This is a genomic window from Streptomyces telluris (assembly GCF_024519335.1).
Taxonomy (GTDB): Bacteria; Actinomycetota; Actinomycetes; order Streptomycetales; family Streptomycetaceae; genus Streptomyces; species Streptomyces telluris.
The window spans coordinates 162,706-187,079 of record NZ_JANIID010000003.1 but is presented as its reverse complement, the minus strand read 5'-3'; the positions used below and the strand labels follow the sequence as shown (position 1 = coordinate 187,079).

At 74.0% G+C, this 24,374-nt stretch carries 26 protein-coding genes; 13 read left to right on the top strand and 13 right to left on the bottom strand.

The features are described from left to right. Positions 1-83 precede the first annotated feature (83 nt). Positions 84-1,268, top strand: a complete 1,185-nt coding sequence (locus NQU55_RS05150) for a DUF5937 family protein (protein WP_168090685.1) — start codon at positions 84-86, stop codon at positions 1,266-1,268. Positions 1,269-1,357: 89 nt separating this feature from the next. Here the strand turns inward: NQU55_RS05150 and NQU55_RS05145 are convergent, their stop codons facing one another. Continuing rightward, complete coding sequence (locus NQU55_RS05145) at positions 1,358-2,635, bottom strand: DUF418 domain-containing protein (protein ID WP_168090684.1); 1,278 nt, start codon at positions 2,633-2,635, stop codon at positions 1,358-1,360. Between the two features lie 194 nt (positions 2,636-2,829). On the opposite strand from NQU55_RS05145, the gene NQU55_RS05140 reads away from it, so the two are divergent. Both NQU55_RS05140 and NQU55_RS05135 read left to right on the top strand, forming a co-directional pair. Beyond that, positions 2,830-2,973 carry a hypothetical protein gene (locus NQU55_RS05140; RefSeq protein WP_168090683.1) on the top strand — a complete coding sequence of 48 codons (144 nt, stop codon included), beginning with the start codon at positions 2,830-2,832 and terminating at the stop codon, positions 2,971-2,973. Then, positions 2,970-3,731, top strand: coding sequence for a 4'-phosphopantetheinyl transferase family protein (locus NQU55_RS05135; RefSeq protein ID WP_168090682.1), 762 nt, complete (start codon positions 2,970-2,972; stop codon positions 3,729-3,731). The genes NQU55_RS05140 and NQU55_RS05135 overlap by 4 nt, the downstream gene beginning before the upstream one ends. Positions 3,732-3,813: 82 nt before the next feature. On the opposite strand, the gene NQU55_RS37050 is transcribed toward NQU55_RS05135, so the two are convergent. Next, positions 3,814-4,056 (bottom strand): DUF6255 family natural product biosynthesis protein, encoded by a 243-nt coding sequence (locus NQU55_RS37050; RefSeq protein ID WP_372504629.1) that lies wholly within the window; start codon positions 4,054-4,056, stop codon positions 3,814-3,816. Between the two features lie 469 nt (positions 4,057-4,525). On the opposite strand from NQU55_RS37050, the gene NQU55_RS05130 reads away from it, so the two are divergent. The 4 genes from NQU55_RS05130 to NQU55_RS05115 all read left to right on the top strand — a co-directional run bounded on the left by NQU55_RS05130 (position 4,526) and on the right by NQU55_RS05115 (position 7,631). Next, positions 4,526-5,299 carry a GntR family transcriptional regulator gene (locus tag NQU55_RS05130; RefSeq protein WP_168090681.1) on the top strand — a complete coding sequence of 258 codons (774 nt, stop codon included), beginning with the start codon at positions 4,526-4,528 and terminating at the stop codon, positions 5,297-5,299. Positions 5,300-5,332: 33 nt separating this feature from the next. Continuing rightward, a complete protein-coding gene (locus NQU55_RS05125; protein ID WP_372504628.1) occupies positions 5,333-5,878 on the top strand; it encodes a GntR family transcriptional regulator in 546 nt (181 codons plus the stop codon). Positions 5,879-5,979: 101 nt separating this feature from the next. After that, a complete protein-coding gene (locus NQU55_RS05120; RefSeq protein WP_168090679.1) occupies positions 5,980-6,504 on the top strand; it encodes a YceI family protein in 525 nt (174 codons plus the stop codon). Between the two features lie 125 nt (positions 6,505-6,629). Continuing rightward, on the top strand, positions 6,630-7,631 hold the full coding sequence (locus tag NQU55_RS05115; protein ID WP_168090678.1) for a hypothetical protein: 1,002 nt from the start codon (positions 6,630-6,632) through the stop codon (positions 7,629-7,631). 44 nt (positions 7,632-7,675) lie between these two features. On the opposite strand, the gene NQU55_RS05110 is transcribed toward NQU55_RS05115, so the two are convergent. From NQU55_RS05110 to NQU55_RS05095, 4 genes are all read right to left on the bottom strand, one after another. Then, positions 7,676-8,665 carry an ABC transporter substrate-binding protein gene (locus NQU55_RS05110; protein ID WP_168090677.1) on the bottom strand — a complete coding sequence of 330 codons (990 nt, stop codon included), beginning with the start codon at positions 8,663-8,665 and terminating at the stop codon, positions 7,676-7,678. A 50-nt stretch (positions 8,666-8,715) separates the two neighbouring features. Then, on the bottom strand, positions 8,716-9,570 hold the full coding sequence (locus NQU55_RS05105) for an ABC transporter ATP-binding protein (RefSeq protein WP_168090708.1): 855 nt from the start codon (positions 9,568-9,570) through the stop codon (positions 8,716-8,718). Between the two features lie 92 nt (positions 9,571-9,662). After that, positions 9,663-10,769 carry a FecCD family ABC transporter permease gene (locus tag NQU55_RS05100; protein ID WP_168090676.1) on the bottom strand — a complete coding sequence of 369 codons (1,107 nt, stop codon included), beginning with the start codon at positions 10,767-10,769 and terminating at the stop codon, positions 9,663-9,665. After that, positions 10,766-11,800 (bottom strand): FecCD family ABC transporter permease, encoded by a 1,035-nt coding sequence (locus NQU55_RS05095; RefSeq protein WP_168090675.1) that lies wholly within the window; start codon positions 11,798-11,800, stop codon positions 10,766-10,768. The genes NQU55_RS05100 and NQU55_RS05095 overlap by 4 nt, the downstream gene beginning before the upstream one ends. 139 nt (positions 11,801-11,939) lie before the next feature. Here NQU55_RS05095 and NQU55_RS05090 point away from each other — a divergent pair, with 139 nt between their 5' ends. Continuing rightward, the gene (locus NQU55_RS05090; RefSeq protein WP_240976060.1) at positions 11,940-12,599 is read left to right on the top strand and encodes an HAD family hydrolase; all 660 of its coding nucleotides are present in this window, start codon (positions 11,940-11,942) and stop codon (positions 12,597-12,599) included. On the opposite strand, the gene NQU55_RS05085 is transcribed toward NQU55_RS05090, so the two are convergent. Then, a complete protein-coding gene (locus NQU55_RS05085; protein ID WP_168090673.1) occupies positions 12,554-12,814 on the bottom strand; it encodes a hypothetical protein in 261 nt (86 codons plus the stop codon). The two genes, NQU55_RS05090 and NQU55_RS05085, sit on opposite strands and share 46 nt — an antisense overlap. Before the next feature lie 212 nt (positions 12,815-13,026). On the opposite strand from NQU55_RS05085, the gene NQU55_RS36400 reads away from it, so the two are divergent. After that, positions 13,027-13,410, top strand: coding sequence for a cold-shock protein (locus NQU55_RS36400; RefSeq protein ID WP_168090672.1), 384 nt, complete (start codon positions 13,027-13,029; stop codon positions 13,408-13,410). A gap of 46 nt (positions 13,411-13,456) precedes the next feature. Here NQU55_RS36400 and NQU55_RS05075 read toward each other — a convergent pair whose 3' ends face one another. Genes NQU55_RS05075 through NQU55_RS05060 form a run of 4 tightly spaced genes read right to left on the bottom strand, consistent with a single transcriptional unit; the run spans position 13,457 to position 17,118 of the window. Further along, positions 13,457-14,308: a 1,4-dihydroxy-6-naphtoate synthase gene (locus NQU55_RS05075; protein WP_168090671.1), complete on the bottom strand. Its 852-nt coding sequence runs from the start codon at positions 14,306-14,308 to the stop codon at positions 13,457-13,459. A 26-nt stretch (positions 14,309-14,334) separates the two neighbouring features. Next, positions 14,335-15,129, bottom strand: a complete 795-nt coding sequence (locus NQU55_RS05070) for a futalosine hydrolase (RefSeq protein ID WP_168090670.1) — start codon at positions 15,127-15,129, stop codon at positions 14,335-14,337. A 19-nt stretch (positions 15,130-15,148) separates the two neighbouring features. Next, positions 15,149-15,616, bottom strand: coding sequence for a DUF2771 domain-containing protein (locus tag NQU55_RS05065; RefSeq protein WP_168090669.1), 468 nt, complete (start codon positions 15,614-15,616; stop codon positions 15,149-15,151). 26 nt (positions 15,617-15,642) lie between these two features. After that, positions 15,643-17,118, bottom strand: a complete 1,476-nt coding sequence (locus NQU55_RS05060; protein ID WP_168090668.1) for an MFS transporter — start codon at positions 17,116-17,118, stop codon at positions 15,643-15,645. 350 nt (positions 17,119-17,468) lie between these two features. On the opposite strand from NQU55_RS05060, the gene NQU55_RS05055 reads away from it, so the two are divergent. Both NQU55_RS05055 and NQU55_RS05050 read left to right on the top strand, forming a co-directional pair. After that, the gene (locus tag NQU55_RS05055) at positions 17,469-18,359 is read left to right on the top strand and encodes a DUF3027 domain-containing protein (RefSeq protein WP_168090667.1); all 891 of its coding nucleotides are present in this window, start codon (positions 17,469-17,471) and stop codon (positions 18,357-18,359) included. 321 nt (positions 18,360-18,680) lie between these two features. Continuing rightward, positions 18,681-21,977 (top strand): sacsin N-terminal ATP-binding-like domain-containing protein, encoded by a 3,297-nt coding sequence (locus NQU55_RS05050; protein WP_256789967.1) that lies wholly within the window; start codon positions 18,681-18,683, stop codon positions 21,975-21,977. 51 nt (positions 21,978-22,028) lie between these two features. Here the strand turns inward: NQU55_RS05050 and NQU55_RS05045 are convergent, their stop codons facing one another. Next, positions 22,029-22,298 carry a hypothetical protein gene (locus NQU55_RS05045; protein ID WP_168095231.1) on the bottom strand — a complete coding sequence of 90 codons (270 nt, stop codon included), beginning with the start codon at positions 22,296-22,298 and terminating at the stop codon, positions 22,029-22,031. A 285-nt stretch (positions 22,299-22,583) separates the two neighbouring features. Further along, positions 22,584-22,976, bottom strand: coding sequence for a DUF6415 family natural product biosynthesis protein (locus tag NQU55_RS05040; protein ID WP_168095232.1), 393 nt, complete (start codon positions 22,974-22,976; stop codon positions 22,584-22,586). A 275-nt stretch (positions 22,977-23,251) separates the two neighbouring features. Here NQU55_RS05040 and NQU55_RS05035 point away from each other — a divergent pair, with 275 nt between their 5' ends. Together NQU55_RS05035 and NQU55_RS05030 are read left to right on the top strand one after the other, a co-directional pair. After that, the gene (locus NQU55_RS05035) at positions 23,252-24,130 is read left to right on the top strand and encodes a helix-turn-helix domain-containing protein (RefSeq protein ID WP_168095233.1); all 879 of its coding nucleotides are present in this window, start codon (positions 23,252-23,254) and stop codon (positions 24,128-24,130) included. Continuing rightward, positions 24,123-24,335 carry a DUF397 domain-containing protein gene (locus NQU55_RS05030; protein WP_168095234.1) on the top strand — a complete coding sequence of 71 codons (213 nt, stop codon included), beginning with the start codon at positions 24,123-24,125 and terminating at the stop codon, positions 24,333-24,335. Before NQU55_RS05035 ends, NQU55_RS05030 begins: the two co-directional genes overlap by 8 nt. Positions 24,336-24,374 lie beyond the last annotated feature (39 nt).

Sequence of the window (24,374 nt, the reverse complement as noted above, 5' to 3'; positions counted from 1 at the left end):
TCGGCCCCCGGTGACCTCGGCCACCGGGGGCTTCGCGTTCCCCGCCCGCACTGCTCTCCCGGCGGGAACGGCACACTGAAGCGGTGAGCGTGGTGATCGATGTCTCGGGCGTACCGCTGGACCGTGTGTCCTTCGCGGTGTCGCCGCTCGCCGAGCTGGGAGCGGCGCTGCACGTCCTGGCCGAGCCGTCCCACCATCCCGGCCTCCTCGACTGGGCCGCCCGGACCAGGGCGCAGCTCCCTCCGGACCTCGCCGACAGGCTCCACGAGGCGGACATCCTCTGGCGCTCCACGCGTTCGGACCTGTTCCTGCCCGGCGGCACGGCGCCCGGCCCTGTCGCGACCCCCGGCCCTCTCGCGACCCCCGGCCCTCTCGCGGCCCCCGGCCTTGTCGCGGCGCCCGGCCCTGGAGCGAGCGGCCTCGAAGCGGCCGGCCTCACAGAGGAGCTTGACGCATGGGACCGGCTGGACGACGACGCCTTCGTCGTCGCCGCGGTGGAGATCTCCTGCGCCACCTCCTTCGCCCACTCCAGCCCGTCCCCGCTGCGCCGCGCCGAGGACCGCCGGCGGGCCCGGGAGCTCGCCGCGGCGCGCGGGCCGCGCCAGGCCGCGTTCGCCGACCGGCTGCTGGAGGACCCGCAGAAGGTACGCGCCTGGCTCCGCCGGCTCCTGGAGGACTGCGAGCAGCACTTCTTCGGCGAGGTCTGGCAGCAGGTCCGCCCCCGGCTGGCCGCCGACGCCCGCCACAAGAACGAACTGCTCAAGCGCCGCGGCCTGGCGCACGCCGTCGCCGCGGCCTCCTCCGCCATCACTCTGGACACCGAACGCCACCTCCTGGTGATCGACAAACTGCAGGACGGCCGGGTGCGGGCCCCCTCCGCCGGGCTGGTCCTCCTGCCCACGGCCTTCGGATGGCCGCACCTCGTCGTCCGGGACGCCCACGGCGACCGGCCGGTCCTCCAGTACCCCGTCGCCGTGCCCGAACTGCCGCCGGCGCTTTCGCTGGCGGTGGTCCGGCAGCGCCTGGATGCCGTCGCCCACCCCCTCCGGCTCCGCCTGTGCCGGACCCTGGCCCGGGGACCCCACTCGACCACGGAACTGGCGGACGCCAACGGCCTCACGGCCCCGGAGGTGTCCCGGCACCTCGGCGTCCTGAAGAAGGCCGGTCTCACCCGCACCCGCCGGCAAGGGCGGTACGTCTTCCACGAGCTCGACATCGAGCTCGTCGGCCGCCTCGGTGCGGACTTGCTGGGGAACGCCTTGCGCTAGGTTCCGCCAACAGACCCAGCGAATCCGGCGGATCCGGCAAGCCGTGCGGACCGTGCGGATCGAGCGGACCGTGCGGACCGAGCGGCCCGCTACCGGTACATCAGCCGTCGCAGCACCACCTCCACCGGCCCCCGCCGGCCCCGGCGTTCCAGCGCGTACGCCCCGGCCACCGTCACCAGCCACACTCCCACCGCGAACAGGGCCATCGTGGCGCTGGTGAGGCGGGCGCCCATGCCCAGCCCCCAGGCCGCGAGCAGCGGGGCGAAGAGCAGCGAGTGGGCGAGATAGCAGGACAGGGACCGCTTGCCCACGGCGGCCACGGCCGTGACGGCCACTGCGGCCTTCGCCTTGCCCCGTGCCGCCCGCCCGCTCCACCAGTGGACGAACAACGCCACCACCGCGACGTAGCCGAGCCCGGCCCCGTACCCGGTGATCTCCCGGAGCACCGTCAGCGCCCCGGACTCGCTCTGCGCGTCGTCCGGCACCCGGAGCGCCCCGACGTGTGCGAGGGCCGCGGGCAGCGCGCCGAGCCAGCCGACCGCGATGCCGAGGACCGCCGTGCGGCGCAGCAGCGGCAGGTGGCGGCCCGGCTCCTCCAGGATGCGGCGGCGCGCGGCCCAAAAGCCGAGCAGGAAGAGGACGTAGCCTCCGCCGATCAGGGAGAAGGGCGGAGCGGTGAAGGTGACGAAGAGGCCCGTGGTCAGCCGGGTCCCGGCGGCTGCGAACCAGCTCTCCTCGCCCGCCCCGTAGGCCGCGGCCCCCGGTTCCGCACTCGCGTCCCCCAGTGACCCCAGCTCTCCCCGGAGCAGTGCCGATATGACCGGCTGCGCGGACACGAGCACCAGCTGGGCGGCGGCGATCGCGATCCACCACTTCAGGGCGCGCTCGCTGCGCCGGAGGAAGAGCGGGGCGAGGGCGAGGCTCAGCAGCCCGTAGTAGCCGACGATGTCGCCCGCCATGAGGAGGGTGGAGTGGGCGAGCCCGATGACTATCAGGAGCAGGCTGCGCCTGCGCAGGATCCTGACCGCGTCGCGTTCGCCGGCCCCGCCGGCGGTCAGGCGCAGGAAGAGCTGCATCATGCCGTAGCCGAAGAGGAAGGCGAAGAGCGGATAGACCCGCAGGTCGAGCGCCGTGATCATCGCGAACTGGACCGCGTGGTCCAGCCCTCCCCCGGTCACGGGCTGCCAGCCCGAGGGCCCGTACGCGGACCGCCACAGGTGGAACGCGGTGTTGGACAGCACGATGAACAGCAGCATCATCCCGCGTGCGAAATCGGGTGCGAGGGCCCGCTCGGCGGACCGCACGCCGCCGAGGCGCGGGGCCGGGGCCGGGCTGCTGGTGGCCTCGGCCGTGGTGTCGGTCGTCATGCCTCGACGCTAGGGAGGCGCCGGGTGGCCGGGCGTCCCTCTTCCGTCTATGAGCGCCACACCTTCGTCTAAGAACGCACCATCTTTCGTCCGGGAGCGCGCATGCGGGCCACGGCCCGACGGGGGGCTCCGCCCGCCGGCCGGCCCGGCCCGGCCCCACGCTCCCTCCCTCTCTCCTGGACGAAGAGCACCCTTTGGTCGCGGTGCTGAACATCTTCGCCTCCGGCATCACGGACGCTCTCGAAAGCGCGGAGCCGGAGCGGGAAGGGGAGGACGACAGACGCTTCATTCCCTACGACGCGGTGGCCCGGCGCCTGGCACAACTGGGGCTGTCATGAGCGCGACGACCGGGCCGGGTCGGCCGCCGGAGAGCCTCTTCCTCGCCTGCGACCTGCAGGAGCCGGGGGCCGAGGCGGCGGCCCGGGCGACACTCCGCCGCCTTTCCGCGCACGACCGGGAGCGGGTGGCGCGCCTGCACCGATCCACCGACCGGACGCGCTCGGTGCTGGCCCGCCGGCTGGCCCTCCAGGCCGCGGGCCGCCTCCTCGGCATCCCGTGGACCGGACTCCGGCTCGGACGTCACCACCAGGGGCGCCCGTACGTGACGACGCACCCGCGCCTGTCCCTGAGCATGGCGCACAGCGGTCGCTACGCGGTGGCGGCCGCGGCGCTCGGCGCGTGCGTGGGTGTGGACGTGGAGGAGATCTCGCGCGTCTCCGCGCTGCCGGACAGCGCCTTCCTCACTCCCGCCGAGATCACCTCTCTGCCCCCGGCAGGAGCCGCCGCGGAACACAGGGCGGCGCTGTGGGCCTTGAAGGAAGCCGCGACGAAACTGACGGGCGAGGGCATGCGTGCCGGCATGAAGCGCGTCGCCTTCCGCCGGGAGGGTGCCCACGCTCCCTTCACGGCGGAAACGCCCTACACCGACGGCGGGTTCACCGCGTGCCGGCTCCCCGGAGGATACGTCTGCGCAGTGGGAGTCTCGGCAGGCACACCACCCGCGGTGCCGACGCTCCTGACCGTCGGCACCGCGCCACAACAGGCCGAACCGGCCGCGGAAGAGTCCGCACCGCACATCTGGCTCAGTGTCAACTGAGCACGGCCAAAGGCCCCCTGAGGCCGGTCAGAGCGAGCGTCCAGTCGCTCTGACCACACCGCCCCGACGGCTTGCGCGGTCGTCATACGCCGCCCGGCACGAAAGGCATGCGCGCGGGAACCCCCGCCCTTCGCCGCATGCCACCCCGGGCAGAACGAACGCGCAGGCCGTCGGGGCCCACGGATGCCGTGGTCGCTTGCGGGAGGCCCGGCGGCCTGAGGGCGGCGTACTCGGTGAAGCGGACGGTTCCGCAATCGCGGCAGCGGGCCTCGCCCCGCGTGCGGGCCGACCATCCGCCGCGGTGCGTACAGGTCACCCGCACCATCACACACCCCCCATGTGCACGGTCCGCCAGTGACGGCGCTGGAGCACCAGCGCGTCCCCCGTCGCAAGGGGATCGCCCCCGGCCGCGGCCTCCTTGTAGGCGGCCGCCAGCTGCGCACACTCACCGCACCCGTACATCGGCCGAGACCCGGCCGACAACAACCCGGCAGCCTCCCGGTCACCCCGGGTGGCAAGCCGAAGAGAGGCGGACGGCGCCTCCCACTCGAGCCCACCGCCAGGACGGCGCAGGGTCACACGACTCCCTGCACCCCCGATCACCTGCGCGACCCGCCCCTCCCGCGTGTCCACCACGAACGCACCGATCCTGTACGTCATCGCTACGCACCTCCCGAGGCGTGACAGTATCGCTATTCGCGAATAGCAGCAAGGTTGCGAGGCGGTCACAATCCCCGCCAAGTCGCATACGGTGGGGGGCAGTAAGGACGGAAGGGTCGACAGGCGGAGGACACGTGGGCCACAGCGAGGCGGGCGCGGCAGACCGTCGCTCACTGCACGAGCGGATCGCCGCGGACCTGCGCGACGAGATCATGAGCGGTGACCTGACACCCGGCGACAACCTGCCGAGCACCACACAGCTCAAGGCGAGGTTCGACGCCTCCAGCGCCACGGTGCAGAAGGCGCTGCAACTGCTCAAGGAAGAGCGCCTGGTCATCGGACGCCCGGGCGCTGCCGTCACCGTGCGTCCCCGTCGGCAGCGGACCATGTACCCCGCCGCCTACATGGCCCCGGCAGCCACCGGCGCTCCGTACCGCTGGCTCACCGAGGCGTCGAAGCAGGGTGGGCAGGCGAGCACCAAATTGCTTGAGGTCGCGGAGACCGTTCCCCCGGCGGACGTCGCCGCCGCGCTGAACCTCGCCGAAGGCGAGGTAGCGCTGCTCCGCCGTCAGCTCCTGCTCATCGATGACGAGCCGGTCGAACTGGTCAAGTGTTACTACCCCTTGGGCGTCGCCCGCGGAACGGCCCTCATGGAGCGCCGCAGGATCAAGGGCGGCACTCCGACGCTTCTGGCCGGGCTGGGATTTCCACCGCGCCTGAGCGTGGACAAGGTTGCGGCCCGCGTGCCCACCCAAGAGGAGTACAGCGCCCTGCAGCTGCCGAGCGGCCTGCCTGTTCTCCGGACGTTCCGGGTACTCCGCACCGACAACGATCAGCCGGTCGAGGTCGCGGTCATGGCCAAGGCCGGCCATCTGTACGAGCTGCAGTACGAGTTCACCGCCGAGTAGCCGGATAGCCGTACATCCGGACAGGAGATGCACATGCAGGGTGACGCCCGCTGGGTCAGCAGTTCTCTGCCCTACCTCACCGCCCGGCCGGACGGGAGTCCCGACGCCTGGAGTGCGGAAACCGCCGCGCAGGGGCGTCGCGGGCGGCAGACGATCGTCCATGCCGGTGAAGTGCCCGCCCCTGACGCCGTCGCCGGGCTGCTCGGCGTCCGCCCCGGTGAGGCCGTCGTCGTGCGGCGGCGGCTGATGATCCTGGACGACCGGCCGAGCGAGCTCACGGACACCTACTACCCCGTCCGCATCGCCCGCGGCACCGCGCTCGCCGGGACCGCGAAGATTCCCGGCGGGGCCGTCACCCTGCTGGCGCGACTGGGGTACGCGGGGGCGACCGTCCGTGAGGACGTCGTCGCGCGGATGCCCGACGACAGCGAGCGGCAGGCGCTCGGCACCGCGCCCGACGAACCCGTCATCCAGCTCACCCGGCTCACCCTCGACGGCGCCGGCGAGCCCCTTCAGGCGGACGTCATGGTCATGCCCGCCCACCGTCAGCGCCTCCGCTACGAGATCACCTTGCCGTAGGGGCCCGACGGGTCCTCGGTTTACCGTTCGAGCGGACAAGAAGCCCGATACCGTACCGGCTAGGGACCGTTGCACCGGCACCGGCGGGAGGGGACCGCTCCATGGGCATCCAGGGCGCAGACCGACAGAACGGGCCCTTACCGGGCGTCTATCGCATCGACCCCGAGGCGTCGGAGATCCGGTTCCGGATGCGGGCGTTGTTCGGGCTGTTTCCCATCAAGGGGACCCTCTCCGTCGCGCACGGGCGCATCGCCGTCGAGGAGCCCGAATCCGCCTCCACCGTGGAGGCCGTGATCCCCGTCGACAGCTTCTCCAGCGGGCACGCCCAGCGCGACCGGCATGTCCGCTCGGCCGACTATCTCGACTCGGCGCTCCACCCCGAGATCCGGTTCCACGGCGGTGACGTGCGCAGGGCGGATGCCGGGGTGACGGTGCACGGCGAGTTGACGGTGCGCGGTGTCGCCCGGCCGGTGGTGCTGACCGTAGGTCAGGTCGTGGCGGACGGTTCGCGCTTGAGCCTGCAGGCCACGGCCGTCGTCGACCGCTACGCCTTCGGCGTCACCCACGCCAAAGGGATGACGGGCCGCCGGCTGCGGATCGCGCTCGACGTGGTGGCCGTGCGCTGACGCACCGGGCGCCGACGCCCCCGTGCGCTCCGGCCGCCCCTTCCGTTCCCCCTGTCGTCCTCCCGGAGAACCGGTACCTTCGGGGGAAAAGCGGCTGGTGGTCTTGGGCGGCCTTAGGGGATTCGGTGGGGATCGAGAGCGATCAGCTTGTGTACGACTATCTGAGCCGGGTCGGCGACATCGCCCAGCGGCGGGCGGACCTCACCTCCGCCGACCGGATGCGCCTGGTCTCCCGGCTGCGGACGGAGATCGAGCGCCGCAGGGCCAGCGAGGGCGCCGACACGCCCTCCGCCGTGCAGCGCATCCTCACCGGCCTCGGCAGCCCGGACGAGGCGGTCGACGACGCCGGGGCCGCGGGCTCGAACTCCGGTTCCGGTTCCGGTTCCGGCTCTGCAGGCAGGGTCCCGTCGCCGCGCCGCGAAGGCGAACCCGCCCGCGCGGCCGTCCCCGCCGGGCCGCCCTCGTACGCCGCGCCGGAGAGCCCCGCGACCCCGGCGGGCGCCGGTGCCGATGAGATGCCGGACTGGTGGCGCACCGACGCCTCCCCGTACACGGGCGGGGAGGGCGCCCACGGCGCGGCGCGCGGCACGGTCCACGGGTTCACCGGCGGCATCGAGATCCCCGACATACTGAAGCCACCCCCGCTCCCCGGCGACCGGGAGCCCTCGGACGGCTCCCCCGGGCCGGGCGGCCGGCAGGGCGAGCACGGCACGGAAGGCCCGGAAGGCGTGGACGAGTACGCGGAGGAGGACGGCGCACAGCGCGCGACCCTGTTCCGGCGCGCCGACGGCGCCCCCGTCCCCCCGCTGCTGCTGCTCGTCGCCCTGATCCTGCTCGTGGGCGCCGTGCTCGGCAACTGGATCGTCCTGGCGGTCGGCTGGGGCCTGGCCTATCTGACCCGCAAGCTCTCGCACAGCGAGTCCAAGTGGGCGGTGATGGGCGTGCCCGGGCTGGTCGTGGCGGCCGGGATCGTCTGGCTGTGGGGGCGCACGGAGGGCCGCTGGGGCGACCCGGTGCCGGAGGGCGGCCTGGGCGCGGCGATGTCGGACACGTGGCCGTGGGTGCTGCGGGCCGCGGCCGTCGGCTCCGCGATGTTCGTGGTGTGGCGTTCGCGGCGGCCGGGCTGACACAGGGGCCAGCCGACATAGGGGCCGACACAGCACGCTCCACGTCAGTCCGCCAGGTGTGCCCGTAGTTCGTCCAGGATCCGGTGCGCCGCCGTGTAGCCGATGCCCTGGATCCACAGCCGGTCGTCGACCTTGAACGTCCGTCCCTCCCGTACGGCCTTCATGCCCTTCCACAGCGCGCTGCCGGTCGTGCGCGGCACCCGGGCGCGGTCGGGGTTCCCGTAGACCGAGGTGAAGAGGGCGTCCGCGTCGGCCCGGTCGATCTGTTCGGGTCCCACGTCGTACGAGAAGCCGTCCTTGGCCCGGTCCACGACGTCGGGCCGGCCCACGCCCGCGTCCTGCAGCACGGTGCCGATGAAGTTCTTCCGGCCGTAGATGCGGATGGCGGCGCCCTCCACGAACCGGACGACGTTCACCTTCAGCGCCGCGGCCCGCTCCGTGCCGCCGAGCGCCCCGGTGACCTCGCGGGCGTGGGTCTCGTACGCCGCGACGGCCTTGCGCGCCTCGGACGTCTTGCCGAGCGCCTCGGCGTGGGTGCGGAAGTTGTCCTTCCAGGGGTAGCCCGTCGCGGCCGTCATCACCGTGGGGGCGATCTTCGACAGCTGGTCGTAGCGCTGTGCGTCGCGGTCCTTGTTGGTGAGGATGAGGTCCGGCTTCAGGGCGGCGACGGCCTCCAGGTCCGGGGCGCCGATCCTGCCGACGTCCGCGGTGCCGCGGACGCTCTCCGCCGGCAGGTGCTCGGGGAAGCCGTTGGCGGTGTCGGCGCGGGTGGCGCCGACCGGCCGTATGCCGAGGGTGACGGCGGAGTCGAGCTCGGCGGTGTCCAGGACGACCACGCGCTGCGGGTGCTTCTTGACCTTCACCTCGCCCATGGCCGTGCGCACCAGGTGCGTGCCGCCGCCCGGGCCGTCCCCGGAGCCGGAGGTGCAGGCGGACAGGGAGGGCCCGAGCGCGACGGCGGCCACCACCAGAGCGGCGGCCGGAAGAGAGCGTCGGGGACGGCGTCGGGGACCGCGTCGGGAGTTCCGGTTCATGTCCCGGCCTGCCTTTCGTGGGGTGGAGCCCCCGCGGAAGGACGGGGAGCTCAGACGGCCGTGCTGCTGCCGGCCTGCGCGCCGGCCGCCGGTCCGGCCTCCCACGGCCGCCCCGGCACCACCAGAGGACTGCCCGTCACGGGGTCCGGAACCACCACCGACTCCAGTCCGAAGACCTCCCGCACCAGATCCGCCGTGACGACCTCCGCCGGGCGGCCCTGCGCGACGATCCGGCCCGCCTTCATCGCCACCAGGTGGTCGGCGTAGCGCGCCGCCTGGTTGAGGTCGTGCAGCACGGCGACGACCGTGCGGCCGCGCTCGCGGTTCAGGCGCCGTACGAGGTCGAGGACCTCGACCTGGTGGGCGATGTCGAGGTACGTCGTGGGCTCGTCCAGGAGCAGCAGGTCGGTCTCCTGGGCGAGCGCCATCGCGATCCACACGCGCTGCCGCTGGCCGCCCGAGAGCTCGTCCACGGCCCGCTCGGCGAGGGCGGTCGTGTCCGTGCGGGCCATGGCGTCCGCGACGGCCCGCTCGTCCGCCTCCGACCACTGCTGCCACCAGCGCTGGTGCGGCTGGCGGCCGCGGGCGACGAGGTCCGCGACGGTGATGGCCTCGGGCGCGACGGGCGTCTGCGGCAGCAGGCCGAGCGACTTGGCGATCGTGCGGGTGGGTATCCGGGCGAGCTCCTCGCCGTCGAGCAGCACCGTGCCGCGGACGGGCTTCAGCAGCCGGCCGAGCGCGCGCAGCAGCGTGGACTTCCCGCACGCGTTGGGGCCGATGACGATGGTGACCTCGCCGTCGGGGACGGACAGGTCGAGGCCGTCGACGACGGTGCGGTCCTCGTAGGCGAGGGTCAGGTCGCGGGCGGCGAGGCGGCTGCCCGCAGCCGCCGGTCCGCCCTGCACGCTGCCTGCCGGGCCGCCCTGCACGCTGCCCGCCGGTCCGTCCTGCACGCTGCTCTCCGGGCCGCTCACCGAACCGTCCTTCACGCTCTTCGTCACGCTGTTCCTCCGGTGCGGCGGGTGCTGTGGCCCTTGACGATGAGCCAGATCAGGTAGGGGGCGCCGACGGCTGCGGTCAGCACGCCCACGGGCAGCTGCGTCGGCTCCAGGACCTTGCGGCCGAGCAGGTCCGCGACGACCACGATGACCGCGCCCGTCAGCGCCGAGGAGAGCAGCGGGATCTGCGCGGTGCGCGTCATGCGGCGGGCCAGCTGCGGGGCGAGCAGCGCCACGAAGTCGACGGGCCCGGCCGCGCCCGTGGCGATCGACGCGAGGACGACGCCGAGGAGGGCGAGCCCGCAGCGCACCCGGTTCAGCCGCACGCCCAGCGCGGTCGCCGTGTCGTCGTCCATGGAGACGGTGCGCTGCGCCCGGGCGGCCCAGCACACGAAGGGCGCGAGCACGAGGAGCGCGAGGGCCAGGGGCGCGGCCTCGTCCCAGCCGGGGCCGTTGAGCGAGCCCGTCATCCACACCTGCGCCCGCTGGGCGACGAGGTAGTCGCCCTTGGTCATGAACAGGTGGGTGACGGAGCGCAGGGCGACGGCGAAGCCGATGCCGATGAGGACGAAGCGGGTGGCGTGCAGGCCGCCGCGCCAGGCGAAGGCGTAGACGAGGACGGCGGCGAGGAGGCCGCCGGCGACGGACACGTAGGGCAGGGCGGCGTACGAGGTGACGCCGAACGTCATGGCGCCGACGGTCAGGGCGCTCGCGCCCTGGGTGACGCCGATGATGTCGGGGCTGGCGAGCGGGTTGCGGGCGACGGTCTGGATGAGCGCGCCGGAGACGCCGAAGGCGAGGCCCACCAGGATGCCCACCGTCATCCGCGGCAGCCGCAGCGTGCCGACGACGAGTTCGTCGCGCGAGGGTTCGCCGAGGAGGACCTTCAGCACCTCGCCGGGCGCCGTGAAGGACTTTCCGGTGCACAGGTACGCCAGGCACGCGGCGGCCAGCAGGACGATCAGGCCGGCGGCGACGGCGGTGGCCCGCCGGTGGACGAGGAAGGAGCCGCGGCCGGCCCGGACGAGGGCGTAGCCGGCCGGGCGGGCGCCGCGGCCGTCGGCGGTGGCGCCGCCGTTGACGCTGCCGTTGACGGTGGTGCTCATGCGGCGGCCACCCGCTTCCGGCGGACGAGGGCGATGAGGAAGGGGACGCCGATCAGGGCGGTCATGACGCCTGCCGGGACCTCGCCCGGCGGGAAGAACACGCGGCCCGCGGTGTCGGCGGACAGCAGGACGGCCGGGCCGAGGAGGGCGGACAGGGGCAGCAGCCAGCGGTGGTCGCCGCCGACGAGCGCGCGGGCGATGTGCGGCACGGCCAGGCCGACGAAGGCGATGGGCCCGGCGGCGGCCACGCCGGCGCCGGTCAGCACGGTGGCGCCCAGCCCGCCGGTGATCCGGACGGCGGCGACGTTCTGCCCGAGGCCCTTCGCGACGTCCTCGCCGAGGGCCAGCGCGTCCAGGCCGCGGGCCACGGACAGCACCAGGACCGCCCCGGCCAGCAGGAACGGCCAGATCCGGCCCGCCAGCTCCGCGTCGCTCGCGGAGAGCGAGCCGACCTGCCAGAAGCGGAACTTGTCCAGGACGGACGCCTGCGTGGTGAGCACGGCCGTGGTCACGGAGACGAGCAGGGCGTTGATCGCGGCGCCGGCCAGGGCGAGCTTGACCGGCGAGGCGCCGCCGCGGCCGCGCGAGGCGATGGCGTAGACGGCGACGGAGGCGACGCCCGCGCCCGCGAACGCCCACCACACGTAGCCCGTGAGGGTCTCCACCCCGGCGAGCATGATCGCCAGGACGACGCCGACGGCCGCGCCGTGGCTGATGCCGAGGACGCCGGGGTCGGCGATGGGGTTGCGGGTGATGCCCTGCAGGGCCGTGCCCGCGAGGGCCAGGGCGGCGCCGACCATCAGGCCGACGAGGGTCCGCGGCAGCCGCATCTCGCGGACGACGACGGCGTCCCTGCCGTCGCCGCCGTGCAGCAGGGCGTCGAGGACGCGGTCGGGGGCGACCGGGCGGGCGCCCACCGCCAGGCTGAGGAGCACCGCGACCAGCAGGACGGCGGCCGCGGCCGCCGTCCAGCCGATGCGGCGCCGGACCAGAGAGGATCCGGGACTGCTGATCGGGACGGCGGCTGACATCGCTTCCACGGGTGGTTCGGGCGGCCGGAAGGCCGGAACGGGGCGGTTAGGGCAGGCTAAGTGTACGTAGGGGGCCGGGCCGGGAGGCCGGGGGCGGCCGCTCCCGGGAGGCTTGGGGCCACCCTGCACAATGGGGCCCATGAGTTCCGCCGCGCGCACGCCCCGCTTCACGGTCGGCTTCGATCTGGACCTCACCCTGGTCGACTCCCGACCGGGCATCCGGGCCGCGTACGCCTCGCTGGTCGCCGCCACCGGCACGGCCATCGACATCGACCTCGTCGTCAGCCGGATCGGGCCGCCGCTGGAGCAGGAGCTGGCCCACTGGTTCCCCGAGGAGCGCGTCGCCGAGGCCGCCGCCCTCTACGTGGCCGCGTACCCGGAGCACGGCATCACGCCCTCGCCCGCGCTGCCGGGCGCCCGCGAGGCCGTGGCCGCGGTGCGCGAACTGGGCGGCCGGGCCGTCGTCGTCACCGCCAAGAACGCCCGCAACGCCCGTCTCCACCTCGACCACCTGGGCATCGAGCCGGACGTCCTCGTCGGCTCGCTGTGGGCGGAGGCCAAGGCGGGGGCGCTGCGCGAGCACGGCGCGGACGTCTACGTCGGCGACCACGTCGGGGACGTCCGCGGCGCGCGGGCGGCCGGCGCGCTGTCGGTGGCCGTGACGACCGGGCCCTGCGGGGCGGAGGAGCTGCGGGCGGCCGGCGCGGACGTCGTCCTGCCCGGGCTCGCGGACTTCCCCGGGTGGCTGCGCGGCTACCTGGCCGCGGCGGGGCCCGCGGCGGAGGAGGCCCGCGCCTGACGCCGCTGCTCGGCGATCGACCGCAGCACCCCGGCGCCCGCGATGAGGAATCCCACCCCCATCAGCATGCAGACGAAGTACGCTGCGGGAGGCAGCGGGTCGGCGCCCAGGAACAGCGGGGCGACCGTCGCCAGGGTGGCCACCGCGCCGACGAGGAAGACGATGGCGCCGATGCGTACCAGCAGATCCCCGGCCCGGGGCGTTTCGCTACTCACTCCACCAGGGTAGATGCCTGGGCGTGGGGTGGGGCCGGGGACATCTTGTCACCGGGCCCGGGACCATTAGCCTTGGGGGGTAGCGGGTCTTGCGACCCGCTGTAGTGCTATCAAGAGCTGTTTTTCTGCCGATTGCCGTCGATGACCGACGGTTTCCGGCGGTCTCCCCTTCAATTCCCCATTTCCGACGAGATACGAGGACGAGGACAGACGTGCCTACCGGCAAGGTCAAGTGGTTCAACAGCGAGAAGGGCTTCGGCTTTCTCTCCCGCGACGACGGCGGAGACGTCTTCGTGCACTCCTCGGTGCTCCCGGACGGGGTCGATTCCCTCAAGCCCGGACAGCGGGTGGAATTCGGTGTCGTGGCCGGCCAGCGGGGCGACCAGGCGCTGTCGGTGACGCTGCTCGATCCCACGCCCTCGGTCGCGGCCGCCCAGCGCCGCAAGCCCGACGAGCTGGCGTCGATCGTCCAGGACCTCACCACCCTCCTGGAGAACGTCACCCAGCAGCTCGAGCGCGGCCGTTACCCCGACAAGGCCCACGGCGGCAAGATCGCCGGCATGCTGCGCGCGGTCGCCGACCAGCTGGACGTCTGACCGGCCCGCAGCACCTGACGAATCCGCAGAAACCGAAGGGGCGCGCTCAGACGAAGGCGAGCGCGTCCGGGCCGAGGGGCGGTACGAGCCCCTCGGCCGCGGCCCGGGTGAGCAGCCCGCGGACCGCCGCATAGCCGTTCTCCCCGAGCCCGGCCGTGAATTCGTTGACGTAGAGCCCGATGTGCTGGTCGGCGACCTTGGGATCCATCTCCTGCGCGTGCTCCAGCACGTACGGCCGCGACGCCTCCGGGTCGTCCCACGCCATCCGCACGGACGTCCGTGCGGCCTCCGCCAGTTCGCGCAGCCGCTCCGCGCCCAGCGAGCGCTTGGCGATGATCGCCCCCAGCGGGATGGGCAGGCCGGTGGTGTTCTCCCAGTGCTCGCCCATGTCGGCCAGGCAGTGCAGGCCGTAGTTCCCGTACGTGAAGCGCGCCTCGTGGATGACCAGGCCCGCGTCCACCTTGCCGTCCCGGACGGCCGGCATGATCTCGTGGAACGGCAGGACGACGACCTCGCCGACGCCGCCCGGCACCTCCGCGGCGGCCCACAGCCGGAAGAGCAGGTACGCGGTCGAGCGCTCGCTCGGCACCGCCACCGTCTTCCCCGCCAGGGACGCGGGGCTGCCCGCCTCCCGCGTGAGCACGAGCGGCCCGCAGCCGCGGCCCAGGGCGCCGCCGGCCGGCAGCAGGGCGTACTCGTCCAGCACCCACGGCAGGACCGCGTAGGAGACCTTCAGGACGTCGAACTCGCCGCGCTCGGCCATCCCGTTGGTGACGTCGATGTCGGCGAACGTGACGTCCAGGGCGGGGGCACCGGGGACCCGGCCGTGCGCCCAGGCGTCGAAGACGAACGTGTCGTTCGGGCAGGGCGAGTAGGCGATCTTCAGGGGCTCGCTCATGAGGTGCTCCAGGTCTCGGAGGTGCTTCAGGTCTCGGAGGTGCTCCACGACTCGGAGGCGCTCCACGACTCGGGTGGAGCCGCCCGCAGCGCTTCCCGCAGGGCGGCGGAGGCGCCGGAGAGGGCCTCCAGGGCGTCGCCGATGCGCCACGCGGCACGGTCGCGCGGACCGACGGGGTTGGAGACGGCACGGATCTCCAGGGCGGGCACGCCGTGCGCGGCCGCCGCCTCGGCCACGCCGAAGCCCTCCATGGCCTCGGCGAGCGCGGAGGGCCGCGCGGCCACCAGGGCCGCGGCCCGCTCGGCGGTGCCGGTCACGGTCGAGACCGTCAGCACGTCGCCGCGCTGCGCCCCGGCCGCCTCGGCCACGGCGCGCACCAGCGCCGCGGGCGGCCGGTGCTCCACCGTGCCGAAGCCGAGGTCCGTCACGGGGACGAAGCCGGCGGATGTCTCGGCGCCCAGGTCCGCCGCCACGATCGCGTCGGAGACGACGACGGACCCCACGGCCGCGCTGCGCCCGGGGGTCGTGAAGCCGCCGCCGATGCCCGCGGAGACCACCAGGCCGTAGGGGCTGCCGGAGAGCGCCGCGGCCGTGAGGGCCGTGGCCGCTCCGGCCGCCGCGGCGGCCGGTCCCACACCGGCGGCCAGCGCGTCGATCACGAGCGGCTCCGGGGCCGGGGCGGGCCGGCGCAGCACGAAGCCCGGCACGGCGAACTCGACCGGACCGGCCGGATCGCCCGTGCCTGCGGGAACGGTCGCCGAGGCGCCGCGCACGATCGCGTCGCGCTCGGCGTCCACGGCGGTGACGACGAGGACGCGCATCAGCGGGACCGCCGGTCCGTCAGCTCTTGTCCAGTTCGAGCTTGACGTTCCACACGCCGTCCTTGGTGATGACCGACAGCACCACGGACTTCTCCAGGCGCTGCGCCATCCGGTTGACGAAGAGCTGCTCGCCGTCGAGGGAGGTGTAGGTCTGCTTCAGCTGGTTGGTCTGCTGCTGGCCGTTGCCCACCACGATCCAGCCCTGCTCGGCCATGTCCGGCTCGACGCCCACGCGGACCTTGTCGCCCGGCTGGACCTTGACGGACTTGATGGACTTGTCGGCCATGCACTTGTCGAGGGCGCCGCGGTCGAGCTCCTTGCCCTTCTCGAAGCAGGCGGCCTCGGTCGTCACGGTGGTCGAGCCGACGGTCACCGTCGCCAGCGGCGTCGGCTTGTCGCAGGCGGAAAGGGCGACGAGCCCGAAGGCCACGGCGCCGACAGCGGCAGCGGCGCGGCGGCGCTTGCCCCGGAAAATCGCAGCGGTCATGCGGGCAGGCTATCGGGCCGCCCAGGTCAGGCCACGCGGGGGTGCGGTGAGCCACGCCGTGCCGCGGCCAGCAGACCCCGTACGGCTGTCGCGGCGCCCAGCGCGAGGACCCCGGCGGCGACCGCCATGCCCAGGGTGCCGTTCAGCGGCAGGACGATGCCGACGGCCCCTCCGACCACCCAGCACATCTGCAGCAGCGTCTCGGAACGGGCGAACGCCGAGGTGCGCACCTCCTCCGGCACGTCGCGCTGGATGAGGGAGTCCAGCGACTGCTTCCCCAGCGCCTGGGAGATGCCGGCGACGGCCGCCACGACCACCACGAAGAAGGCCCCGAAGAGCACGGCCGCGGCCACGGTCGTGCCCAGCGACACCGTCAGCACCAGCGCGATCGTCTTCTCCGGGCCGCGCGAGCGCAGCAGCGCCCCTATGGCCGTGCCCAGGGCGTTCCCGGCGCCCGCGGCGACGGCGACGACGCCGAGCGAGAAGGCCGGGCTCAGGTCGCCGAGGGGGTGGACGCGCAGCAGGAAGGCGAGGAAGAAGGTGAGGAAGCCCGAGAGCATGCGCATGGCGCTGTTGGCCTGCAGGGCGTGCAGGACGGAGCTTCCGACGGTACGGAGGCCGGGCGGCCGGGGAGGCTTGCTCCTCTTGCTGCCGTTCCTGTTCCCGTTCCTGCTGCCGTTCCTGTTGTTTCTGCCGATCCATCCCTTCCTGCCGTTTTTGCCGCTCTTCGCCCTGCGCATCCGCCGGGGGCGGTGCGGGAGGTGCTCCCCGGAGACCAGGCGCGCCCGCGCCTCGCCCTTCGCCGAGTCGACCTTGTGCGGGAGCGAGAAGGACAGCGCCGTACCGAGGACGAACACGACGAAGGCCCCGTAGAGCGGATATTCCGGTCCCAGCCGATGCAGCCCCGCGCCCAGCGGGGCCGCCACTCCCGTGGCCAGCAGCCCACCGAGGGTCACCCGGGAATTGGCCTTCACCAGCGAGATCCGCGGTGGCAGCAGCCGCGGCACGACCGCCGAACGCACCACCCCGTACGCCTTCGACGCCACCAGGACGCCGAGCGCCGCCGGATACAGCTCCAGGCCGCCGCTCGCCACCGCCCCCGACATCGTCAGGGCGAGCAGCGCCCGCGTCAGCATCGCGCCCGCCATGGCCGCCCGGCGGCCGTGCGGGAGCCGGTCGAGCAGCGGCCCGATCACCGGGGCCAGGAGGGTGAACGGCGCCATCGTGATCGCCAGGTAGAGGGCCACGCGGCCGCGCGCCTGGTCCGTGGGGACCGAGAAGAACACCGTGGACGCCAGTGCGACGGTGATCAGCATGTCGCCCGCCGAATTCACGGCGTGCAGCTCGATCAGCTTGCCCAGGCCCGACTCGCCCGCGCCGTGCGCGTGTGTCGCTCTGCGCACGCCCCGCGCGGCAGCCGCGAACGGGGCGCGCAGCACGCGGCCGGCGCCCCGGGCCGTACGGCGCAGCGGCCCGCCCTCGACCGACCGGATGGCTCCCACCACGCCATACTGCCCCAACTCGCACCGGGCAGGGCACTTTCGCCGCCGCCGCGGGCCCCACGGGGCCCGGCGCGGCCCCTTCACGGGCGGGCGGACGCGGGGCTCGCCGCGGCCCGGCTATCCCCGGTGGCGCCGAGCGGGGTAGCGTGCGTAGCGCGCCACCGGCGGTCGTTCTTGGCCGCGCTCCGAGTCTCGATCCCGCAGAATGGGAGTGACTAGGTGTGCCCGAGGCCGTTCGGGCGCGGACGTCGACGCGGTCCTGAGGTCCGCTCCGTCCGCCGACCCGGCCGATCGGTTGGCGCACTCGTGAGACGGCGTGGAAGAGAGAATCGATTCTTGTGAGTGCTGCGATGCGAAGCCGTACCCCGGACCGCCTGTGCGCCGAGGCGGTCGACCTGGCCCGTGCTGCGGCCGAGGAGGCCGCGCTGCCCGGCACGGTCGGCGAGCATGTCCAGGCCGTCGCCGACGGGGACCGCGTCGTCACCCACTCCTTCCTCTGCCTGGACCCGGCCTACCGCGGCTGGCGCTGGGCCGTCACCGTCGCCCGCGCCTCCCGCGCCAAGAACGTCACCCTCGACGAGACGGTCCTGCTGCCCGGCCCCGACGCCCTCATGGCCCCCGAGTGGGTCCCCTGGAGCGAGCGCCTGCGCCCCGGCGACATGGGCCCGGGCGACCTCCTGCCCACCGACGCCGAGGACCTGCGGCTCGTGCCCGGCTGGAGCGGCGAGGACGTCCCGCCGCCGAACTCCGCCGTCTCCGAGGAGATGGACCGCCTCGCCGAGGCCGAGGACGCCGACGTCGTCCCCGGCTCCCCCGCCGCCCAGCCGGCCGTCCCGGCGCGCGGCACGATCGCGGCCGTCGCCGAGGAGCTCGGGATGCGGCGCGCCCGCGTCCTGTCCCGCTACGGGCTGCACACCGCCGCCGACCGCTGGGACGAGACCCACGGCGCGAAGACCCCGATGGCGCAGGCCGCCCCGGCCTCGTGCGTCAGCTGCGGCTTCCTGGTGCCGATCGGAGGCTCCCTCGGACAGGCGTTCGGCGTCTGCGCCAACGAGTTCGGCCCGGCGGACGGGCACCTGGTGTCCCTGTCGTACGGCTGCGGCGGGCACTCCGAGGCCGCGGTCATGCCGAAGCCGCCGCGGCCGGCGCCGCCGGTGATCGACGAGACGCTCGTCGACCCCCTGCCGCTGCGTTCCGAGCCGGCCGACGACGAGGAGGACGAGGAGCTCGGGCACTCCTGAGGCGCCCGGGGTTCGCGCCCGGGGGCGCTCGTCCTCAGACGCCGGACGGGCTGGTTTTGGGCTGGGCGGGGCCTCCCGCGCCTGCCTGCACGGGCGAGCCCGGCCTCCGTCAAGCAAGCCCGGCGGCTTTCGTCGGCGAGCCCACCGCAATCCAGCCCGTCCGGCGTCTGAGGACGAGCGCCCCTTGGGCGCGATACGGCCCCTCTCCGCGGTGCGGCCGGGCCCACGGGTAGGGCGCCACCGGCCTGTCACCCCCGCGCGGTACGTTCTGCCGTAGGAACACCCACCGGCGGCAGGAGACGACACGTGAGCGGCACGGCAATGGTGCGAGGCGCGGCCGAAGGCGCGGATCCGTTCGGGACCGCCCGCCTGCGGCGCGGCGTGCTGGACGCCTGGGCGGCGTCGCCGGCCCGCTTCCGGGAGGACGCCAACGCCGAGGAGGACCTCGCCCTCGGCGGCTACCGCGACCGCCTCGTCGTGGAGCTCGCCCAGAACGCCGCCGACGCCGCGGCCCGAGCCGGGGTCCCCGGCCGCCTGCGGCTGACCCTGCACGCGGCCTCCGGCAGCCGCCCGGCCGTGCTGGCCGCGGCGAACACCGGGGCGCCCCTGGACGCGGCGGGCGTCGAGTCCCTGGCCACCCTGCGCGCCTCCGCCAAGCGCGACGAGGAGAAGGGCGCCGCCCCGGGCGGCGGCCACGGCAGCGTCGGCCGGTTCGGCGTCGGCTTCTCCGCGGTGCTGGCCGTCAGTGACGAGCCGGCCGTCGTCGGCCGCTCCGGCGGCGTCCGCTGGTCGCTGGCCGAGGCGAGAGCGCTGGCGGCGCGCGAGGCCGTCGCGGCCCCCGCCCTGGAGGAGGAGATCCGCCGCCGCGAGGGCCACGTGCCGCTGCTGAGGCTCCCGCTGCCCGCCGAGGGCTCCGCCCCGGCCGGCTACGACACGGTGGTCGTGCTGCCCCTGCGCGACGGCGCCGCCGAGGACCTGACCGCCCGTCTGCTGGCCGGCGTCGACGACGCGCTGCTGCTGACGCTGCCCGGCCTGTCCGAGGTCGTCGTCGAGACGGACGGGGTCGTACGGACCCTGACGCGCCGCCAGGAGGGCCCGTACGTCCTCGTGGAGGACTCCGCGCGCGGCACCACGGCCCGGTGGCGCGTCGAGCGGGCGGCCGGGGCGCTGGACTCCGCGCTGCTCGCCGACCGGCCCGTGGAGGAGCGCCTGCGCCCGCACTGGTCGGTCATGTGGGCCGTTCCGGTGGGCGAGGACGGCGCGCCCGTACGCCCCGGCACCGCGCCCGTCGTGCACGCGCCGACGCCGACGGACGAGCCGCTGGGCGTCCCGGCGCTGCTCGTCGCCACGTTCCCGCTGGAGCCCACGCGCCGCCACGCCGCGCCGGGCGCCCTCACGGACTTCCTGACCGAGCGCGCGGCCGAGGCGTACGCGCAGCTGCTGCGCGACTGGCACCCGGTCGGCCCGGGCACGCTCGACCTCGTGCCGTCCCCGCTGGCGCAGGGCGCGCTGGACGCGGAGCTGCGCCGGCAGGTCCTGGACCGGCTGCCGGGCGTCGCGTTCCTGCCGAGCGCGGCCGGGGGCCCCGCCCAGGAGCCGGCCGCGCCGCGGGGCGGCGGCGTGGAGGGGATCCCGTGGACCGAGGGCCCGGACGCGGCCCGGCAGACGCCGGAGCCGGCCGCCGCCCCGGCCGCCCCGCCGGCCGCCGACACCTGGGACGATCCGTTCGCGCGGAGCGGCCCCGGCGGCGAGGCGTACGCGCTGCGGCCCCTCGACGCCGAGGTCGTCGAGGGCGCGGGCGCCGAGACCGTCGCCGTCCTCGGCGAGCTCTTCCCGAACCTGCTGCCCGCCGGCCTGGAGCGCCGCCCCGAGCTGCGCGCCCTCGGCGTCGCGCGCGCCCCGCTCGGCGAGGTCGTCGACCGGCTCGCCGGCGTCGAGCGCGCCCCGTCCTGGTGGCAGCGGCTCTACGACAGCCTCGCCGGCATCGACCCGGACCGGCTCACCGGCCTGCCCGTGCCGCTCGCGGACGGCCGGACGGCCGTCGGCCCGCGGCAGGTGCTGCTCCCGCCGCCGGACGGCACGGACTCGGAGCGGCTCTCCCGCCTGGGGCTGAAGGTCGCCCACCCCGACGCCGCGCACCCGCTCCTGGAGAAGCTCGGCGCCACCCCGTCCTCGCCCCGGGCCGTCCTGACCACCCCGCAGGTGCGGGCCGCGGTGGCCGCCTCCCTGGACGCCGACGAGGTGTGGGACGAGGACGCGCTCGACGCGGACGCCCTCGCCGAGCTCGTCCTCGGCCTCGTGCGCGACGCCGACCTCGCGCCCGGCGACGAGCCCTGGCTCGGCGCCCTCGCCCTGCCCGACGAGGACGGCGAGCTCGCCCCCGCGGGCGAACTCGTCCTGCCCGGCAGCGCCTTCGAACGCGTGATCCGGCCCGGTGAGCTCGCCGCGTGCGACGCCGCCCTCGCCGAGCGGTGGGGCGAGCAGCCGCTGACCGCCGTCGGCGTCATGGCCGGCTTCGCGCTCGTGCGCGCCACGGACGTCGTCCTCGACCCCGACGAGCTCGAACCGCGCGACGGCGACTTCGCAGAGCCCGACGACGCCGGACTGCTCGACGCGGTCGACGTGTGGTGCGAGGACGTCCTCGACCGGCTGCCCGACACGCCCGTGCCGCCCGTCGCGACGGAGATCGTGGCCGTCCGCGACCTCGACCTCGTCGCCGACGACGCCTGGCCCGAAGCCCTGGCCCTGCTCGCCGAGCCGCCGCTGCGCGACGCCCTCACCACGCCCGTGCGCATCCTGCTGCCCGACGGCACGACGGAGTCCGTCCGCCCGTACACCGCCTGGTGGCTGCGCGGCCACCCCGTCCTCGACGGCCGCCGCCCCGCCGGCCTGCGCGTCGCGGGCGGCGACCCGCTCCTGCACGGCCTGTACGAGCCGGCGGACGCGGGCGACCTCGCCGACGAGCAGGTGCTGCGCGCCCTGGGCGTCCGCACGTCCGCGGCCGCACTGCTCGACGAGCCGGGCGGCGCGGCGGAACTCCTCTCCCGCCTGGCCGACGAGGACCTCCCGGTGGCCCCGGCCCAGCTGCACGGCCTCTACAGCGCACTGGCGGACCTGGACCCGGACGACGTCACGGTGCCCGACGACGTCCGGGCCGTGGTCGACGGCGACGTGCAGGTAGGGGACGCGACGGACGCCCTGGTCGCCGACGCCCCCGACCTGATGCCCTTCGCCGAGGGCCACCCGCTCCTGCCCGTACGCCCCGACCGGGCCGCCGCCCTCTCCGAACTGCTGCAGGTACGACGCCTGAGCGAGGTCTTCCCGGTGACCGTCCCCGCGGGCGACGGAGAGCTCCGCGAGGTCCCCGAAGGCGTCCGCGTGCTGCTCCCGGGCGCGCCCTCCACGTACGTCGAACACGAGGAACTGGTCGTCGGCGGCGTGGAACTGGACTGGCGCCTCGACCCCGAGGACGGCGTCCTCCACGCGGCCACCCTGGAGGGCCTGGCCGCGGGCCTGGCCTGGGCCGCGGGCTCCTGGTCCCGCCGCTTCGAAGCGGCGGCCCTCCTGGAGGACCCGGACCGCACGGGGGAACTGGCCCGGGCACGCTGGTTCGACTGAGCGGAAGGGGTGGGGGCGGCCCGTCAGGACCGCCCCCCTTACGCCCCCTCCTTAGGGGTGTGTCTGCTCAATGAGCCGCAGGTTGCACCGGGCATGCCCTTTGCCGTTCTTCGGCAGAATCCAGAAGGACCCGTCACTGTCCTGCCCCACGATGCACTGCGTCTTCTTGAGGCAGTCGGGCCGGTGGCGCTTGGCCACCTTGCGCAACTCCTCCAGCGCCTGATCCCGGGACTTGTTCCCGCTCAGGGAGCGAAGGACCCGCTGATGCGGAGCCGCCCCCTCGGCGATGACCGTCTCCTCCATGACCAACCACTTGGGCATCGGGCGTCTCCAAAGTCCGCAACGGGCGTGACTGCCTGGACCGTGCGAGACATGAACGACCGGCCTACGCCCGCCGTTCCCCGTCGGCAAAGGCCCCACAGGTGCAGCGCGACAGCTGCTTGAGCGCGGGCGGGCCACCCGTGTGGGGGACGGCCACCACCGTGCCGCGCAGGGCCCCGTCAGTGGCGGCCCAGGCCCGCCGACGGCTCGGCCACAAAGCTCGTACCGGGCGGGAGAACTGCCCGTGCAGGCACCACCACACCCACAGGCGCACAGCCGCCCGCTTCACCGCTCGCCTTCCCGCTGCAGCCGCCGCTGCTGATGCATCAGGTCCCCCGCGGCCTTGCCCAGGCCGCGCGCAAAGGTGATCGCGGACGCATACCCGTTGCCGGGCCCGACCCCGGACCGGTGGCGGGCTTCCTCCACCGCGGCGAACGCGGACCGGCGGACCGGACACTCCGCAGGCCGACGGCTCGCGGCCGCCTCCACGGCCGGGCCGGTCTCCCGGATGTAGCCGAGGAGCCGCTCGGTGACCTCGCCCAGCCGCGACGGGGCGGGCAACCACGTCTCCATGGCGGTGGCCTCGCGGAGCGCCTGCCCGATCGAGACGGGGGACGGCTCAGAAGGGGTGAGCGTGACCCCTCCGCCGGTCCGGGCGGTGTGGGGGAACGGAGGCATGGCGGCTCCTTCGAGCGGTACGGGGGCATCGCCCCGACCTGCGACTCGGTACGGGAACCACCCTGCCGGGTGGTGAAGTTGCGATTCAAGCGAAAACTCATCAAGGCCACGCTAGCCTCCGAAATGGCACATGCCGCGACGGCAACACCGCGACACCTGGCGGCACTTGAAGGCAGCGCCGCGGCATCAGGTGCACTCACGACAAGGACGGCGGGGTACGCAGCGTGAACGCACGGTGCCAGACTCAGTCATTAGGCAAGCGGCCACGGAAGGCGATGAGCGTGGGAGCTCGGATCGGACCAACAGCCCGACGGATCGAACTGGGAATCGAGCTGCGCCGCATGCGCAACGAGGCCGGGTTAACCCTCGAACAAGCAGTGAAAGGACTGGGGTTCAGCGAGGCGAAGCTTCAGCGCGTCGAGACCGGGAACATCCCTCTGAAGCAAGCAGGCCAGTTGCGTGCGCTCCTGAAGCGGTACGGCGTAGCGGACGAGGACCTCGTTGCCGGGCTCGTCCAGTTGCACCGCGAATCCGGAAGCCAGGAGTGGACGTCCTTCGCCACCATGGTGCACCCCTCGACACGCACGTTCGTGGGGGTCGAGTCCCTGGCACACACCATCAAGGCGTGGCACCCGACCCTCGTCCTGGGCCTGCTCCAGACGAAGAGGTACGCGACCGGGGTCTACGAGATGGAGAAGATGCACGACGAGTACACGAGCGAGTTCATCGACCAGAGCGTTCGCCTGCGCATGATGCGCAAGGAGCTTCTGACCCGAACAGAGGATCCCGTACAGCTCTGGGCGATCCTGGGGGAAGCCGCGTTGCACCACATCGTCGGTAGCGCCAATGTCATGCGCGAGCAGCTCGCAGAGATCGCCGCGCTGTCGGAACTGGACAACGTGACGGTTCAGATCCTGCGCACGCATGAGACCGGCTATCGGTACGCCAGCGACTTCACCATCGTCGACCTCGGCGGGGCATTGCCGTCAACAGTCCAGATCGACACGCCCTGGGGAACCGTATCCATGTCGGACAAGCCACGAGAGGTCGGGCGATTCTCCCGAAAGTTCGACTCCCTTCGTGCCGCCGCGATGGCCCCTGACAAGACCGCAGGCTTCCTGCAGCAACTAACGAGAGAACTCATCGATGCCTGAGATACCCGCCATCAAGTCCGCTCCCTGGAGGAAATCCTCCTACAGCAATGCGGGAGGAAACTGCGTCGAGGTCGCCGGCCTAACCCAGAACTCCCCTGCCCGGATCGGCATCCGCGACTCCAAGGACACAAGCATCCCGTCACTCCACGTACACCCGTCGGCCTGGACCTCGTTCCTCCACGAGGTCCGGTCCGGTCGATTGTGACCGCTGGACATGTCGACCGGTCACGGTAGAGCATCCCCG

Bases quoted from the DNA above. Each gene is read 5' to 3' on its own strand.
- NQU55_RS05040 (WP_168095232.1), bottom strand. From the start codon at position 22,976: ATGCCTCCGTTCCCCCACACCGCCCGGACCGGCGGAGGGGTCACGCTC.
- NQU55_RS05065 (WP_168090669.1), bottom strand. From the start codon at position 15,616: ATGACCGCTGCGATTTTCCGGGGCAAGCGCCGCCGCGCCGCTGCCGCT.
- NQU55_RS05120 (WP_168090679.1), top strand. From the start codon at position 5,980: ATGGGCATCCAGGGCGCAGACCGACAGAACGGGCCCTTACCGGGCGTC.
- NQU55_RS05050 (WP_256789967.1), top strand. From the start codon at position 18,681: ATGGTGCGAGGCGCGGCCGAAGGCGCGGATCCGTTCGGGACCGCCCGC.
- NQU55_RS37050 (WP_372504629.1), bottom strand. From the start codon at position 4,056: ATGGTGCGGGTGACCTGTACGCACCGCGGCGGATGGTCGGCCCGCACG.
- NQU55_RS05030 (WP_168095234.1), top strand. From the start codon at position 24,123: ATGCCTGAGATACCCGCCATCAAGTCCGCTCCCTGGAGGAAATCCTCC.
- NQU55_RS05125 (WP_372504628.1), top strand. From the start codon at position 5,333: ATGCAGGGTGACGCCCGCTGGGTCAGCAGTTCTCTGCCCTACCTCACC.
- NQU55_RS05045 (WP_168095231.1), bottom strand. From the start codon at position 22,298: ATGCCCAAGTGGTTGGTCATGGAGGAGACGGTCATCGCCGAGGGGGCG.
- NQU55_RS05055 (WP_168090667.1), top strand. From the start codon at position 17,469: ATGCGAAGCCGTACCCCGGACCGCCTGTGCGCCGAGGCGGTCGACCTG.
- NQU55_RS05095 (WP_168090675.1), bottom strand. From the start codon at position 11,800: ATGTCAGCCGCCGTCCCGATCAGCAGTCCCGGATCCTCTCTGGTCCGG.
- NQU55_RS05135 (WP_168090682.1), top strand. From the start codon at position 2,970: ATGAGCGCGACGACCGGGCCGGGTCGGCCGCCGGAGAGCCTCTTCCTC.
- NQU55_RS05035 (WP_168095233.1), top strand. From the start codon at position 23,252: ATGAGCGTGGGAGCTCGGATCGGACCAACAGCCCGACGGATCGAACTG.
- NQU55_RS05070 (WP_168090670.1), bottom strand. From the start codon at position 15,129: ATGCGCGTCCTCGTCGTCACCGCCGTGGACGCCGAGCGCGACGCGATC.
- NQU55_RS05075 (WP_168090671.1), bottom strand. From the start codon at position 14,308: ATGAGCGAGCCCCTGAAGATCGCCTACTCGCCCTGCCCGAACGACACG.
- NQU55_RS05100 (WP_168090676.1), bottom strand. From the start codon at position 10,769: ATGAGCACCACCGTCAACGGCAGCGTCAACGGCGGCGCCACCGCCGAC.
- NQU55_RS05090 (WP_240976060.1), top strand. From the start codon at position 11,940: ATGAGTTCCGCCGCGCGCACGCCCCGCTTCACGGTCGGCTTCGATCTG.
- NQU55_RS05145 (WP_168090684.1), bottom strand. From the start codon at position 2,635: ATGACGACCGACACCACGGCCGAGGCCACCAGCAGCCCGGCCCCGGCC.
- NQU55_RS05110 (WP_168090677.1), bottom strand. From the start codon at position 8,665: ATGAACCGGAACTCCCGACGCGGTCCCCGACGCCGTCCCCGACGCTCT.